The sequence below is a fragment of the Undibacterium sp. FW305-107 genome, assembly GCF_058788535.1.
The window spans coordinates 741,614-756,074 of sequence record NZ_JBYTAV010000001.1 but is presented as its reverse complement, the minus strand read 5'-3'; the positions used below and the strand labels follow the sequence as shown (position 1 = coordinate 756,074).

Below are 14,461 nucleotides of genomic sequence, written 5' to 3'. Positions count from 1 at the left end.
ATGAGACATCCATCCTTAGAAGAAATGCAGGCACTTACCCCAACCGCCTCAGCCCTGTCGCAACTAGATATCTGGATCGCCGCGCGCAGCTCACCCGAAGCCTTGCTGTGGTTTCGCCTACAATGCCAGCAAATCAGTACGGCAAAGCAGGAGCGTGATGTCTACCGTGCCATGGGCATGGCTTCACGTAAACTGGGCAAGCTTGATTTGAATTTAAGCAGCGATGAACTGGCGACAGCGAATTTACTGCGTCCTGGTTTCGATCCTTCAGGCTGGAGTACCGATATCGCTGCCAGGGTTGCTTTCATACTCGCCAGCTATGCCGGTGATGAGGCGCAATTTGCCAGCCAGCTTGACAGCATCGCTGACAGTGCTGAAATCAATGAATTGATTGCCCTGTATTCCGGCTTTCCCTTGTATCCCGCAGCCAGTGCGATAGAACACCGGGCCCGTGAAGCCATACGCTCCAGCATGCGCCCTATCTTTGAAGCCATGGCGCATCGCAATCCTTATCCCATGCAGGCATTTGATGAGGCAGCCTGGAACCAGATGGTCGTCAAATGCTTTTTTCTCGATAGTCCCTTGTGGCCAGTGCAAGGACTGGAACAAAGAAATAATCCAGCCCTGGCACGCATCCTGATCGACCTGGCGCATGAACGCTGGGCTGCAGGGCGCGCCATCAGCCCCGAGCTATGGCGTTGCGTAGCACCACAACTTGATGCTGTAGGTGAGGCTGATTTGTTGCGCGCGCTGGAGCAAGGCAGCATGGCAGAGCGGTTGGCTATCGCCAAGAGCCTGCCTGCACATGACAGCAAAATTCGCAATTTATGCCAGCAACAGAATCTGATAACGGCAGCGAAAGACTTGAACTGGCAAGAACTGTTGCAAGAGCCGCAGCAAGTGCAACATTAATACACAAAGGAGATTCAATATGTTTGAAAAGAATAATGAACACCAGCAATGGCTGGAAGCCAGCATCGCCAATCTGGACGCAGCCGCCGGTACTATCCATATACAGCGCGGAGAAGATTTATACCTGAGTGCCGCCTTGCGCATACCAGAACCCGTACTCGCCATCGTCGCCCATGTCAGCCATGGCAAGGGCATGGCGGGTGCGGCGCAGCTGAGTAAAGCCCCTGTGCAGACCTGCAATCTGCAAGACGATAAAAGCGGCAATATACGCCCTGGTGCCAAGGCAGTTGGTGCCCAGGCGGCAATCGCTATTCCCTTGCTCAGCAAGGCGGGTGATGTGATGGCGGTGGTTGGTTTTGCCTGGCAAAAAGAAGGTGACCCTGCAGAGTGGGTGGCACAAGCACCTTTCCCGGATAAGCTGGCTGAACTGACTGCGTGCCTGCAAGCGGCTTGATTTAGTTTTCGGGCAGGATCAATTTACGCACATAGCCTTCCAGTGCCACGGTTTCTCCATCCGCATTGGTGATGGGGCGGCCGGGTAGACCCATGCCTTCGCTGATGAATACTGTATTGCCTGCCACGCATAAATTCGATGGGGTATCCAGGTGCCTTGCAAGACAAGTCACTGTGCGCTTGTCCAGATCAAAGCAAAGCAGGCGGCCAGAATAACGTTTGAAGCCACCATGCCAGGCGGTTTGCGGTATTTCATCTACTGGCATGGGCTCTAAAAAATCATCGCATAATTCCAGCACCAGCAATTGCCCTTGTTCAGTAAAAGCCATACCTGTGGCCAGTGTCAGGCCTGTGATTACCGTGCTGACTTCACCTGTATCAAGATCGAGCCTGACGATTTTACTGACACCCTTCTCAAAGTTAATACCCGTCTTGCCAGCATTGTCCTGCAATTCGCCCGAGAACAGGGAGATCAGTACTGGCTGGCTGCCACTCGATGGTCGCCAGCTTTGATCAAGAATCACCGTCACCGGCACAGCATGCTGACCACCAGACAAATCTGGCAGCACACCAACTACAGCTTCTGCTTGGTCATCTACAAACTCTATGGCCTGATTGGTATCAGGCTTCACGGTCAGCCAGCTTTGTCTTTGCGGGTGATAGCACAGCGCATTCAGGTTGCCGCTACTGTGGAATACAGCTTGCGGTGGCAGGGTAGTCAAATCCAGGATGCGTGAACCGGCGACATAGTCAGTCTGGCTCAGCAGCCAGCGACCACCACCATAAGCGATATCCGCCAGGCCAAATATTTCATCCCTGCACATGCGTGACTGCATATTCATGGAGCGAAAGCCATCAGCGAGTACTTCCCGTTTCACATACTCAGCTTCTGCATCCTGTTTGAACTGCAATAGACGGCCAGAAAAAACTTGTTCAGCATCGCCGCTGCCTGCTTCTATCAGCAGCAGGCTGCCATCCTGCTTGAGCTTGATGCCGCGTGGATTATTCAGCCCGCGCAAGATGACGCTGGAAGCGCAGCGTTGCTGGATCATGAGTTGCGGTAGAACGATGGGGGGCGGGTTTGCCATGGAGTGAATCTGAATGGGGCTTGTCAATGCAGGACAGTGTTTCACAAAAGATAAATATGGTCAATGTGATATGTATTTTTCCTACTATGACAAGGCCTGGCGAAAAGCCAGTCGCGTCCACGTCACCCCGTTTTGCTGGTTCAGTTTTTGTATTGATGCCGTCTGTACATTCAAGATGGGTTCCAGGCTCTGCAGAGCAGCCAGTTCTATGGTCTCTGCTGCGCTGACATCAAACATGCGTCGCCCGGCAGGGACAGGGCCGTGACGCAGCGACAGTATCAGGGGCGCAGATGCATTCATCAAAGCTGCCAGTCTGGGCATGGCCTGCTGGCGTTGTGCTGCATCAAGATGCATCCACACAGCGCTCAGCATGATGAGGTCGAAAGTCTGATTCATGGCGCACAGCCTCGACAAGTCTGGCAGGCTGTCATCCAGCCACGTAATGCGGGGTGAATCATGCAGCGCTATGCCCGGCAAGCGCAACTCCCGCGTTGGCTCTACCGCGACTACGCTATGTCCCATGGCAGCAAACACCGCCGCATCCTTGCCTATGCCTGAACCTATATCCAGTACATGACAGGGCGCTGCTGGTAACAAGTGCAAGACCATGGCGTGGTGTTCTTGAAAGGAAATTTCCTGCCACTGCTGCACCAGACAAACAGCCATCTCGGCATAGCCTTCGGTGCCACTGATTTTATTCACATGCATGTTCTGACTATCGTGTTTTACCGGAAATGAAGATTGTAAATCACTGCTTCGAATATCTTTACTTAAAAAAAGAATAATGACATTGACTTTTCGATAATTGAAAATATACTAAGTAAGCTTGCCATATTGATAGCAGGCAGGTTTCCAGAATTTCATAGATACCCACCCCAGTTTCATAACCCGTACTCACCTCAAGGAGTAATTTTATGACTACCAGTAAAGAATCTTATGGCGGTTTTATCCCTCTGTATGCAGTGGCAATGAGCGATGCAATTGCTAGTGGCGATGCAGCAAAAATGAGCGCTGCACGTGATGCCGCGTTTAGCCACCTGGCAGCCGCGGCTGATGTTGCCCGTCTTTTGCCTGAGCTGGAAAGCGCGATCAAAAGCAAGGGCGGTATTATCCGCCCTTTGTATGCCGTCACGATACAAGATGCCGTCGCCCGTGGCGATCAGGTTGAAATTGCCCGCATTAAATCCGAACTGGCTTCCTACAGCAATCTGCTCGGAGGGGTCAGCAATACTGCCGCCGCATTTCATCCTGTCACACCTTACGGCGTCGCAATTCAGGACGCGCAGGCGCGCGGTGATCAGGCCGAAGTGGATCGCCTGAAAGAACTCGCGCAAAGTTTGCTGGCACAACTCAACGCCGGTAAATAAGCAGTCACCTCTTTATCGCAAATGCCAGCTTGCTGGCGTTTGCCACCGGAGCCAAGTATGGAACAAACTCCTCTCTTATCTCAAGCTTCTCAAGCTTCCCAACCTGCCAGGGCGCGCACCTTGTCAGACCTCAACGGTCATACCCCTGTGCACGTCGTGTGGGAAATCACTCTCGCCTGCAATTTGAAATGCAGCCACTGCGGTTCACGTGCAGGCAAGCGCAGAGTGGGCGAACTCTCCACCGAAGAAGCCTTCTCCGTGATTGATCAACTAGCCGCTCTGGGCACGCGTGAAATCACTTTGATAGGTGGCGAAGCCTTCTTGCGCAAGGACTGGCTGCAAATGGTGGAGCGCATTGCTGGTCACGGCATACGGGTAGGCATGCAAACTGGTGCCCGCAACCTCAATACTGCCAGGCTGGAAGCAGGCAAGCAGGCTGGTTTGTTTGGCATAGGCGTGTCCATCGATGGCATGAAAGATTATCACGACAGGGTGCGTGGTGTGGTCGGTTCCTGGAATGATGCCCTGCGTGCCATGGAAACCGCCAAGTCCCTGGGCCTGGGTGTCAGCTGTAATACCCAGATAGGTGCAGAGACCATAGATCAACTGGAGCCTCTGTTCAACCGCATCATCGAAGCCGGCGCCACTCACTGGCAACTGCAAATCACAGTCGCCATGGGCAATGCGGTAGAAAATGATCACCTCTTGTTGCAACCACACCGTGTGCTGGAACTCATGCCCTTGTTGAACCGTCTTTACCATGAAGGCCAGCAGCGCGGCTTGCTGCTGACCTTTGGCAACAACCTCGGTTACTTCGGCCCCTTCGAGCATCACTGGCGTGGCCTGGGGGATGAAACCCTGCACTGGACAGGTTGTGCTGCAGGCCAGAATGTCATCGGCCTGGAAGCCGATGGCACCATCAAGGGCTGCCCATCACTGGCGACGGAAACCTATGGTGGCGGCAATGTCCGTGACACTGCCGTGGCAGAATTGTGGAACACGTCTGAAGCCCTGCACTTTGGCCGCATGCGCAATATTGATTCGCTGTGGGGCCATTGCCGGACCTGCTACTACGCCGATGTTTGCCGTGGTGGCTGCACCTGGACTTCAGATTCCCTGTTCGGCAAGCCAGGCAATAATCCCTATTGCCACTACCGCGCACTGAAGCTGGAGAAACGCGGTATACATGAAAAAATCCGCAAAGTGGCACCAGCGCCTGACAAGCCTTTTGCCATAGGCAGGTTTGAATTGTATGAAGAAGCGATTCCAGGAAGGCAAGTGCTGCCAGAAGAACCTGCGCCAGCACCAAGGGTAGCAGAACGCACCAGCAGTAATCCTTTACCTGAACTGGACCTGTGCCGCGGCTGCAATGAATATATCTGGCCAGATGAAACCGAGTGCCCGCACTGTCATGCCGATGTCGCCGCAGCAGCACAAAAATATGCTATTGAAGAAGCCAGACGGCAAGCCGTCATGACAGAACTCAAGAGCGTACTTGATCGTTTGCATGTGCTGACCAGCACAGCCTGATGATCAAAGCCCGGCATTGTTTTTTTGCCGGGATAGTTTTGGTGTCGAAGTATATTTTACTTAATCCGCAAGGCAGTTAACTGATCGCATTCATTGCTTACTCATGGCCCGCTCATTGTCCATTAACTGTCTGCATTTCTTGAAGGAGTAGATATGGTTTCCCCAACTCACGCCGCACCCATGGCCGCCTTGTACGGCGTACCCATCCATGAAGCTATTGCAAGTGGTGATCTCGGCAAGATCGTTGCCATCCGCGATCAGGCACTCGATTACCTGGCTGCGGCATCAGAAATAGAGCGTCTCTTGCCATCACTGGAAGCAGCGATGAAAGCCAAGGGCTTGCCGCCACAGGCTTTGTATGGCGTATCCATACAAGATGCAGTGACACGCGGTGACCAGGCTGAAATTGCGCGTTTGAAAGCACAAGTGGCTTATTACAGTCGCTTGTTTTAAGGTTTAAAAAGACAAACGGCAGTTTATCTCGTAGGTTGGGCTACGCTTCATCAGCCCAACACTTGGCTTAAACAAACGTATACGTTATTTAAACGCAGAGTGTTGGGTTGGTAAACCGCAGCCCAACCTACGAACTCAATCATTGTGACACCTCAACCCACCACCTTCTCCGGCGGCGTCACAATCAACACCGAAGGCACAGCCTCTGGATTATATAGGCGCAAATAAAAGTGCCCTATCCCTGCCGTCCCCAGCATCAGGTTAGGCGTTTCACCCGTACCAGCCACCCCGCAAGGCCAGGGCATGTCGGACTGGCCGTAATGCTGCCAGCCTTCCTGCCCTATTTTTTCTGCGACCTGGGTCAGGTCAGGGCGTTTCAGATATTGTCCCGCCATGATCATCAATTCAGCATTGCCGCATGCGCCATGGCATAGTGAAAAATTACCAACCCCATGTACCCAGGCAGGCATCAGCGAACTGGCGGTGGTTTGTATGGCGGCATTCAATTCCTGCATGAGCATGGCGTCATCCGGCATCAAGGCCACATTGCGCAGGCGTGACAAACCTATGCCGGGTGCGCCATGACACCATGCCATGTTATAGACTGGCGGAGCATCAGCCTGGCTGGCATCCATGATGCGTAAGTCTGGCCAGTTATTATGCTGGGCGCTGAACAGGCCACGCTCATACCGCAAGCCTTCATTCGCCCCGTCCAGGTAACGCTTTTCACCCGTGGCGCGATACAGTTCCAGCAAGGCAGTGACGATGCCCGCCACGCCATGCGAGTGCCCGGTCAGATGTTTTTGTCCTGGTACGTGCATGGTTTCCCATGACCAGCCTGCGTCGCTTTTGCTCGCATGTGCCAGCAAATAATCACCATGAGTTTGCGCCAGCGCGATGAAGTCAGGGCGCTGGTGTTCCAGCCCCAGTTTCAGCATGGCAGGTATGGCACCAGCACTGCCGCCTATGACGTCAATGAACATCGCATCGGGTGCCTGTTCTGTGAGGCTGGCCATTTCGCGCAGGCCACGTGCTACCAGGGCTTCGTTCTTCAACAATGTGCCTATCCGTACCAGCACATAGGCAAAGCCGCTGCTGCCTGCATAAAAACCACTACGTGCTGCGCCCTGCATTTTGTCAGACAGCGACAGGGCCTGGTTCAATGCCCCTTCCAGCACCCGCTTTTGCTGTTTGTCTCCACTGAACTGGTACAACTCCGCCAGGAACAATGCGATGCCACTGGTACCACCATACAGGTCACTGGCAAAGGAACGGTAAGCTGGCACCCAGGCTTGATTCACGGCTTCCATCGACCAGCCCAGCCAGTTGCAACGTGCGCCATCCCAGACGGCATCACGGCATAAGCTGCGGCCTATACGGTCAGCCACCTCAAGATAGACTTCCTTGTACGAATTTATTGCTGCGCTTATAGGTCCGTCTATAGGTGCATTCATAGTTGCAAGCCTCCGTTAAATACCGGTGTTTCAAATAAATTGACTGAATTGCGATTCAGGTAGGGGGTACGCATATCGATGCCATTCGCGGCGAAGCGTTTTTGTACAGCATCTGCGCGCGCATCCACGCTTTGTGAGCCAGCCAGCCACGCATCGACCATACCTTCGGCTACCAGCCTGCACCTATGCATGCCGAAGCTCTCACCTGTGCCTGGCTCTTCTGCCACGCCTATGCCATCAACCAGGGTTTTGCAGAACATGGGCGTGAGGGGGCGTAGTTTGCTGCCCAGGCTTGCATGCAAATCCTGTACCAGTGCTGCCACCATGGGGTAATGGCGTTTGGCGATATACAGCACGGCTGCATCTGCACGCCGGTAGGCGCTGGCGTCAACCAGTGTTTTATAGCGGAAGGGCAGTGCATAGCGGTTGAGTTGCGTCGTCAGGCCATATAGCAATTCTGCCGCTGCACTGGCTGGTACATTGAAGTAAAAACGGATGAGTTCATAGTCGTCAAACTGGTCAGACAGATTGCTGCCAAAGGCATAGTAAAACCCTTGCTGCATATCGGCAGTACCCGGATAGACGCGTAAGTTAACCAGCTCGCCCGCTACAGGTGCCATACCCGGCCATTTGTTGGCGGCATATTCACCCACGACTGCAGTACGGCTGCGTTCACCTTTTTGTATCATGACGCGGCCGTCGGGGCTTTGCTGATAAATTTTCCAGCCAGGATCCCAGCGGTCTGGCGTCTGGTTGGCCTGGCTCAGGTTGGGTACCAGGCTTTGTGAAGCTTGTATCGGTTCACCCACAGTATCACGTACATAATACATGCCATACAGGCTGCTATTGATGGCGGCGATCAGGTCTTGCGCAGGATTAGTCTGACCAGTGGCCGTGACGACAGGAATTGCTGCGCTACTGCCAAATGCATAGCTATTCTGGTTGTGGATCTGCAAGGCTGCGTAGATGCCTTTCAATTCTTCGATCATGGCTGTATTGTTCATGCATTCATCACTCATGATGGCAGCTCCCCGCTAAATCCGTACAGGGCAGATGCAGCCTGGCGTGGATTGCGTAAAATATTCTGACTGACTTGCAATAAGGTCGCCGCATGATTGGTCATGACGGGCGAGTAGTAGAGTGATTCAAAAACAGTCTGCACCATGCGGGCAGCACCATATTCTATGCAGCGCAGCAGGTAGGCATACGCCTGGGATTTGTCGATACCCGCCGTTTGTACATAGCTGCGCCAGAAGGCATGGATGGATGGATACATCCCTTCCAGCGGGTAAATGGCTTTATCAACAAAGCTGGTAGGATTGAAATCATGATATAGCGGCATGGAATAAATCCATGAGGTCAGATAGGCTTGCAGCACTGCACCTGTATCCCAGCTGGCATCGCCGTAGTCAACCAGTTCCCAATCTATGATGCGAATCGCTATTTCACCACCAGGACCCGGATACACCACGCAGTTATCCCATTTCATATCACCATGGATAATGCTGTCGTAGCGCCAGCCTTGTGCCAGCCGCGCCAGGTTTTGTTGCAGATCAGGGTATTGCCTGATCAGGGCTCCAAGCTGCTGCACACCACCACTCAGGGTATTACCTGCCTGCATGCTGTTTTGATGAAAACTTAAAATCCATGGCACCATGCGCGGGAAGCTGCTCAAGTCTTCTGTCTGCAAAGTTTTGCCACGCAGGGTCTGGTGATAGCTGCCCAACGCAGCTCCCAGCAACTTGCCTATCTCGGCCGGGAATGTTTTTTTGCGCGCATGAAATTCCGTCAGGTTTTCACCGCCAGGCAAGAGACTGATAGTCAGGCAATGGCGTGCTGCATCATGATCAACAAAGTTGGGCATGAGTCCTGCCAATGCTTCATAACCACTTTTTTGCGACATGCGGTAGCAGGCAGCTTCGCGCTGCATGGTCGACATCGCCATCGGTTCGATTTCCTTGATCTGCTTGACGAACAGGCCAGAACCATCGCGCCGTATGATCTTGTAATTGCGATTGCGCCTGCCAGCCTCTACCACCATAAAATCACCATCAACGACCACTGCCGGTGGGATCGTGCCACGCGCCAGCAGATAGTGGGCCATATTGGAAGCGGTTAAAAACATCCCTGATACTCCTTAGATTAAAGCAAGAAAAATGGCTTACAGTCCACTTTCATGCCGAAACCCCAGGTGCAAATAATTGCACTTGGGGTTTGCGAAGAATGAGTCAGCCCGCGGCCGGAAATATATCCCGACCGTTTTTTACCAGGGCTGATCAAACTACTTTGTGCTGCTTTGGTTCACTTGCTCCCTGTTAGCAAAATCCGGGCGCAGTGACATTGCCGCAAATTGGCATGTTATGCGTAGGAATAACAGGCCCCACCGTCATAGGCAGGCAAGTGTGACCACAAATCGGCATGTTATGAGTTGGAATAACAGGGCCAACTGTCATAGGCAGGCAAGTGCAACCAAGCAGATGAGTTGGTGCTATCGTTTGTGTGCAAACCGTGGCAGCAGTGTGGCAAACAGCGGCAGCAACGGTTGGGCAATGTGGTGGTGCCGACAGCGGTGGCTGGCAACCATGCCACGCGGTATGACCACAAAATTGCGGCGCGGCCGTGCAAAAGTGAACGCCAGTCTGGCCGACTTGTTGCTGTTGTTGTGCCTCCAGTGTAGGAGGAGGGCAAACGAAGCAATGTGTAGCATTCGTTGGATTCATTGCCTGTGCTTGTTGAGGTGCCGCTTGCTGCGCCTCAATGGTGAATGGTGGGCAAATGAAGCAATGGGTGCTGGCAGTAGGATTTGTAGTTGGATAGAAAGCCTGTTGTGCCTGCTGTGCTTGTGGTGGCGCGCAACCCTGCCATGCAGTGTTACCGCAAAATTGTGGAGCGGCAGTGCAATGCTGGACGCCGGTTGGACCAAGAGGTGGGCAAGGCTGCCACGCAGTGTTACCGCAAAATTGGGGGGCCGCTGTGCAATGTTGTACACCAGTCGGGCCCACATTGGCCTGCGCCGCAAATTGCTGAGCAGGCGCAGCAGCGCCAGCAAAGTTTTGTGCTTGTGCCGGTGCAGCCACGCCACCATTAAATACTGGTGGTTGGGTTTGCACTATGGTCGTGTTGATGGTTGTGGTCACTGGAATATGCGTACCAGCCTGGCATTGTATGCCGCACAGCGGGTTATTGTGGGTGACGATATGGCATATCACAGGGCTGGTATGCGGGAAGCACTGCTGTGGTTGTGTCAGGTGACAAACGGCTGGCAATGTTTGAGGGAAACATTGCGGTGGTTGCGTCACATGGCAGATGACCGGCAAAGTATGTGGCAGGCATTGTGGCGGTTGTGTTGGATGACAAATGACCGGTAAAGTATGAGGCAGGCATTGCGGTGGTAATGTCTGTATATGGCAAATCGGTAATTGAGTGGACATAGCAAACTCTCCTAAGAGTGGCACTACATTTCATGAACGATAGGGACAACAAGGGAACAAACTAATGGCAACATTTCCTGCCTCAGGACGAGGCAATGCTAGCGCCATTCTTCACACATTCGCATGAGAAAAAGGCCCGTTAAATCAGCGACCCTTCACATCACGAATATTTCAATTGGGTTTATCCGGGCAACCCTGCCATGCGGTATTGCCGCAAACAGCGGGGGCTTGCGTGCAGTTCAGGACACCTGTAGGCCCACTGGCAACCGCAGCCTGGGCTGCATTGGCTGCAGCGGTAGCTGCTTGCCCGCTTTGTATGGGGCCGCTGAAAAAGCTCATCTTGGTGTCTGCCACGCTCTTGCCTTTGCGAATCAGCTCGGCGTCGGCCTTGACCCAGACATAGGCTGTTTCCAGTGGATTATTGCTGTTGGCGGATGCTGTGGCCGTGTGCAAAATTGCCTCGCTGGGGATTTCATAATATTCATTCAGTACCGCGTTCAGATACAGGCGCGTATAGCCTTCAAGTGCAGAATTACCCACAAAGCCATTGAGTAACACCACCTCGGGAATATTCGCCGGATCGGCAGCCAATACTTCTACAAAATACTTGTCTTTCGCCATCACAGTTCTCCATTTGGTTGAAACTGAAACGCAGGCCAGGCATCGGGCTTTTCAGATGCCTGATTGCGGATTCAGAAAATTTTGGATAACAATAAAAACTCAGCAGACAGAAGCCAGACCCCTGCCATGCAGCCACAACATGCGCCTCTGTTACAGCAAGATGACGCAGATAAAACAAAACCAGGGTGTTAAAGCAAACCTGAACTATCGTGCAAAAATAAGTGTGCAAAAAAACGGCGACAACAACCCACCTTGAGCTTGCTGGACGCTGGCTCAATAACTCAAAAGAATGCTTCAGGAAGGGGATTTGCAGGCGAGAGAATTTATTGCATATACTTATTACTTTATTTGCATGTCAATAGTTCAAGGTTAATTTATTATTAATATTTGTCAAGGGTGAAATGCGTAACAATTTATTACTATCTTATTTTGATGGAAACTTAATACTTAGACGGGCTGAGCATGAAAAAGCTTTTTCATCCCCTCGATTTTCCATATAGGCTGATTCTATTTATGTTTTCACCTGAGCCCTGATTTAACGCTAACATCAGGACAACTCGCCCTTGATGACCACACTGTCAAAATAATGAGTGATAGCAGGTATGAGACTTGATATTTCTTAAGTGAAATATTATAAAAATAAACATTAAATATCGCGTATTAATCTCTGAGGTGGAAATTGTGAGTCGCTCATTATCATCAGGGGGCAATTGCCAGGATCTGGAAAATATTGGTATGGTGCAGGCTCGTATCGGCTATCATGAAATTCAAAAGAAGCGGAGTCTGAAATTGGACGAGGCATGGGATGTGCCAGCACTTCTTCTGGAATGTCGCTACACCTCTTGAAAATTTCCGGGAAAGGTTAGAACCCTTTTAAAAACGTACAGGTATATCGATATTCTGGAATATAGAAATGTATCAAGGCCAAATCCTTCTGGATGCACCTGCGGTATCGCATTTGTACCGCATATTGCAAGAAGCCATGACCAACATCATGAAGCATAGCCGTGCAACAGAAGTCGTATTCTGGAGTGCCTACGACCATACTGAAAAACAAATGCAATTGCGCATTATCGACAATGGCAAAGTGGATGACATGTGCTTGCCTGCGGACAGGAAAGGGGCTGGCAATGGTGTGCTTTCCATGCAAGCCAGAGCCAGGCAATTGGGTGGCAAGCTGGACCTGGAATTTACTTCGCACGGTAGCACTGTCAATCTGGTTTTTCCCGCATCGATGCAAATGATGCTTAACGATTAAATGGCTCTTTGGTTCACCCGTCTGGCTAATTCCTCTGCGGTTTCCTTACGTTCGCTATATCTATCCACCAGATAAGGAGCGACATCGCGTGTCAGCAGGGTGAACTTCATCAATTCTTCCATCACATCAACCACGCGATCATAGTAAGAAGATGGCTTCATGCGACCAGCTTCATCAAATTCCAGAAAAGCTTTTGCTACTGATGATTGATTTGGTATCGTGATCATGCGCATCCACCGACCCAGTATCCGCATTTGATTGACGGCATTAAATGATTGCGAACCGCCAGATACCTCCATTACTGCCAATGTCTTGCCCTGAGTAGGGCGCACTGCACCAACGGACAAGGGTATCCAGTCTATCTGCGCCTTCATGATGCCCGTCATCGCGCCGTGGCGTTCTGGCGAAGTCCAGACCATGCCCTCTGCCCACTGGGCCAGTTCACGCAATTCCTGTACCTTGGGATGGCTGTCAGGTACTTCATCCGGCAATGGCAGGCCATGCGGATCAAAGATGCGGGTTTCAGCACCCATGGCCTGTAGTAGGCGGGCCGCTTCCTGCGTCAGCAATTTGCTGTACGAACGCTCGCGCAAAGAGCCGTAGAGAAGCAGGATGCGCGGCACATGGCTGGAACGCTCAGGTGCAAATAATTGTTCGGCTTCCGGTAGTCTGAACAAGTCCGGTTGCAGGCTGGGTAAGTCATTTGCTGTGAACACGCTTGCCCTCCGCATCAATGACTTGCTCGCCATCTTCCTTGATGAATTCAGCCAGCTGTGGTGAGGGCAGAAGATCCAGCACTGCTTCCGACGGGCGGCATAGTCTGGCACACAGAGGCGTGACAACCACAGGGCGGTTCATCAGTATCGGATGTGCAACCATGAAGTTGATGAGTTCATCATCAGTCCATTTGCTATCATCCAGCCCCAGCTCTTCATAAGGAGTGCCTTTTTTGCGTAAGAGTTCGCGTACCGGCATGTTCATCGCTGCGATCAATTCTTGCAATTTGGTTTTACCAGGCGGTTGCTTCAGGTATTCAATCACTTCCGGTTCGATACCGCTGTTGCGTATCAGGGCCAGAGTGTTGCGTGATGTGCCGCAATCAGGGTTGTGATAAATGGTAATCGTCATATCGCTATCCAGAAAAAATCAATTGCTTGCAGAGTCTTTTTGTTTCAGTGGGTACAGCCAGCAAAATACTGCCGTTGCTACAGCAGCTCCCAACAGCTGGGCAATAATGAAGGCAGGTGTATCTGCCGGACGTATGCCCGCAAAAGTATTGCTGGCAGCGCGCGCCAAAGTGACTGCCGGGTTGGCAAAAGATGTTGATGAGGTGAACCAGTAAGCAGCAGTGATATATGCTGCCACTGCAAAGGGTGTGACCGCAGGACGGCTGCGGGTACAACTGATGATGACGGCGATCAAACCAAAGGTCGCCAGAAATTCACTCCACCACTGCGCCATGCCGGTACGCACATGCTCAGATGCAAAGAACAGCGGGTTCTCAAACATGCCATGTGCAGCAGCGACACCGGCAAAAGCGCCCAGCACTTGCGCCAGAATATAAGGCAGCACTTCCTTGCCTGGCATATTCTTCTGGAAAGCTTCTGACAGTGTGACGGCAGGATTGAAATGCGCACCAGATATGCTGCCAAACATCAGGATCAGGGCGACCAGGCCCGTACCAGTGGCAATTGCATTTGCCAGCAAGGCGATAGCGACATTGCCGCCTGCCAGCCGTTCAGCCATGATGCCGGAACCTACCACCACGGTCAGAAGGAACGCCGTACCCAAGCCTTCAGAAACCAGACGCCGTGCCATTGTCATGACAAGTTCACCTTCAAATATGTGCATGCGAGTTTCATTTTGTCCGGCCTTGGTACTGAGTTCATAAAAA

The 14,461-nt window shown here is 52.1% G+C and carries 16 protein-coding genes; 6 read left to right on the top strand and 10 right to left on the bottom strand.

Translation table 11 applies throughout. The features are described from left to right. Both AC3WQT_RS03500 and AC3WQT_RS03495 read left to right on the top strand, forming a co-directional pair. Positions 1-912 carry an EboA domain-containing protein gene (locus AC3WQT_RS03500; RefSeq protein WP_492702297.1) on the top strand — a complete coding sequence of 304 codons (912 nt, stop codon included), beginning with the start codon at positions 1-3 and terminating at the stop codon, positions 910-912. 19 nt (positions 913-931) lie between these two features. Further along, positions 932-1,366, top strand: coding sequence for a GAF domain-containing protein (locus AC3WQT_RS03495; RefSeq protein WP_492702295.1), 435 nt, complete (start codon positions 932-934; stop codon positions 1,364-1,366). A gap of 1 nt (position 1,367) precedes the next feature. On the opposite strand, the gene AC3WQT_RS03490 is transcribed toward AC3WQT_RS03495, so the two are convergent. Both AC3WQT_RS03490 and AC3WQT_RS03485 read right to left on the bottom strand, forming a co-directional pair. Continuing rightward, complete coding sequence (locus AC3WQT_RS03490) at positions 1,368-2,453, bottom strand: hypothetical protein (protein ID WP_492702293.1); 1,086 nt, start codon at positions 2,451-2,453, stop codon at positions 1,368-1,370. An 84-nt stretch (positions 2,454-2,537) separates the two neighbouring features. Then, a complete protein-coding gene (locus AC3WQT_RS03485) occupies positions 2,538-3,155 on the bottom strand; it encodes a class I SAM-dependent methyltransferase (protein WP_492702291.1) in 618 nt (205 codons plus the stop codon). Positions 3,156-3,367: 212 nt separating this feature from the next. On the opposite strand from AC3WQT_RS03485, the gene AC3WQT_RS03480 reads away from it, so the two are divergent. The 3 genes from AC3WQT_RS03480 to AC3WQT_RS03470 all read left to right on the top strand — a co-directional run bounded on the left by AC3WQT_RS03480 (position 3,368) and on the right by AC3WQT_RS03470 (position 5,803). Next, on the top strand, positions 3,368-3,820 hold the full coding sequence (locus AC3WQT_RS03480; RefSeq protein ID WP_492702289.1) for a DUF1843 domain-containing protein: 453 nt from the start codon (positions 3,368-3,370) through the stop codon (positions 3,818-3,820). 57 nt (positions 3,821-3,877) lie between these two features. Next, positions 3,878-5,350, top strand: coding sequence for a GDL motif peptide-associated radical SAM/SPASM maturase (locus tag AC3WQT_RS03475; protein WP_492702287.1), 1,473 nt, complete (start codon positions 3,878-3,880; stop codon positions 5,348-5,350). Positions 5,351-5,503: 153 nt separating this feature from the next. Beyond that, on the top strand, positions 5,504-5,803 hold the full coding sequence (locus AC3WQT_RS03470; RefSeq protein WP_492702285.1) for a DUF1843 domain-containing protein: 300 nt from the start codon (positions 5,504-5,506) through the stop codon (positions 5,801-5,803). Positions 5,804-5,955: 152 nt separating this feature from the next. On the opposite strand, the gene AC3WQT_RS03465 is transcribed toward AC3WQT_RS03470, so the two are convergent. The 5 genes from AC3WQT_RS03465 to AC3WQT_RS03445 form a co-directional block, all read right to left on the bottom strand. Continuing rightward, positions 5,956-7,257: a lanthionine synthetase LanC family protein gene (locus AC3WQT_RS03465; protein WP_492702283.1), complete on the bottom strand. Its 1,302-nt coding sequence runs from the start codon at positions 7,255-7,257 to the stop codon at positions 5,956-5,958. Further along, complete coding sequence (locus AC3WQT_RS03460) at positions 7,254-8,276, bottom strand: T3SS effector HopA1 family protein (RefSeq protein ID WP_492702281.1); 1,023 nt, start codon at positions 8,274-8,276, stop codon at positions 7,254-7,256. The genes AC3WQT_RS03465 and AC3WQT_RS03460 overlap by 4 nt, the downstream gene beginning before the upstream one ends. Then, positions 8,273-9,382, bottom strand: a complete 1,110-nt coding sequence (locus AC3WQT_RS03455; protein ID WP_492702279.1) for a phosphotransferase family protein — start codon at positions 9,380-9,382, stop codon at positions 8,273-8,275. Before AC3WQT_RS03455 ends, AC3WQT_RS03460 begins: the two co-directional genes overlap by 4 nt. 190 nt (positions 9,383-9,572) lie before the next feature. Further along, positions 9,573-10,688 carry a hypothetical protein gene (locus tag AC3WQT_RS03450; protein ID WP_492702277.1) on the bottom strand — a complete coding sequence of 372 codons (1,116 nt, stop codon included), beginning with the start codon at positions 10,686-10,688 and terminating at the stop codon, positions 9,573-9,575. Between the two features lie 171 nt (positions 10,689-10,859). Further along, positions 10,860-11,309: a hypothetical protein gene (locus AC3WQT_RS03445; protein WP_492702275.1), complete on the bottom strand. Its 450-nt coding sequence runs from the start codon at positions 11,307-11,309 to the stop codon at positions 10,860-10,862. Positions 11,310-12,222: 913 nt separating this feature from the next. Here AC3WQT_RS03445 and AC3WQT_RS03440 point away from each other — a divergent pair. Continuing rightward, a complete protein-coding gene (locus AC3WQT_RS03440) occupies positions 12,223-12,567 on the top strand; it encodes a sensor histidine kinase (protein WP_492702273.1) in 345 nt (114 codons plus the stop codon). Here the strand turns inward: AC3WQT_RS03440 and arsH are convergent. Genes arsH through AC3WQT_RS03425 form a run of 3 tightly spaced genes read right to left on the bottom strand, consistent with a single transcriptional unit; the run spans position 12,564 to position 14,418 of the window. Then, on the bottom strand, positions 12,564-13,298 hold the full coding sequence (gene arsH, locus AC3WQT_RS03435; RefSeq protein WP_492702271.1) for an arsenical resistance protein ArsH: 735 nt from the start codon (positions 13,296-13,298) through the stop codon (positions 12,564-12,566). The genes AC3WQT_RS03440 and arsH overlap by 4 nt on opposite strands. Continuing rightward, positions 13,267-13,695, bottom strand: coding sequence for an arsenate reductase (glutaredoxin) (gene arsC / locus AC3WQT_RS03430; RefSeq protein WP_492702269.1), 429 nt, complete (start codon positions 13,693-13,695; stop codon positions 13,267-13,269). Before arsC ends, arsH begins: the two co-directional genes overlap by 32 nt. Positions 13,696-13,713: 18 nt before the next feature. Next, complete coding sequence (locus tag AC3WQT_RS03425) at positions 13,714-14,418, bottom strand: MIP/aquaporin family protein (RefSeq protein WP_492702267.1); 705 nt, start codon at positions 14,416-14,418, stop codon at positions 13,714-13,716. Positions 14,419-14,461 lie beyond the last annotated feature (43 nt).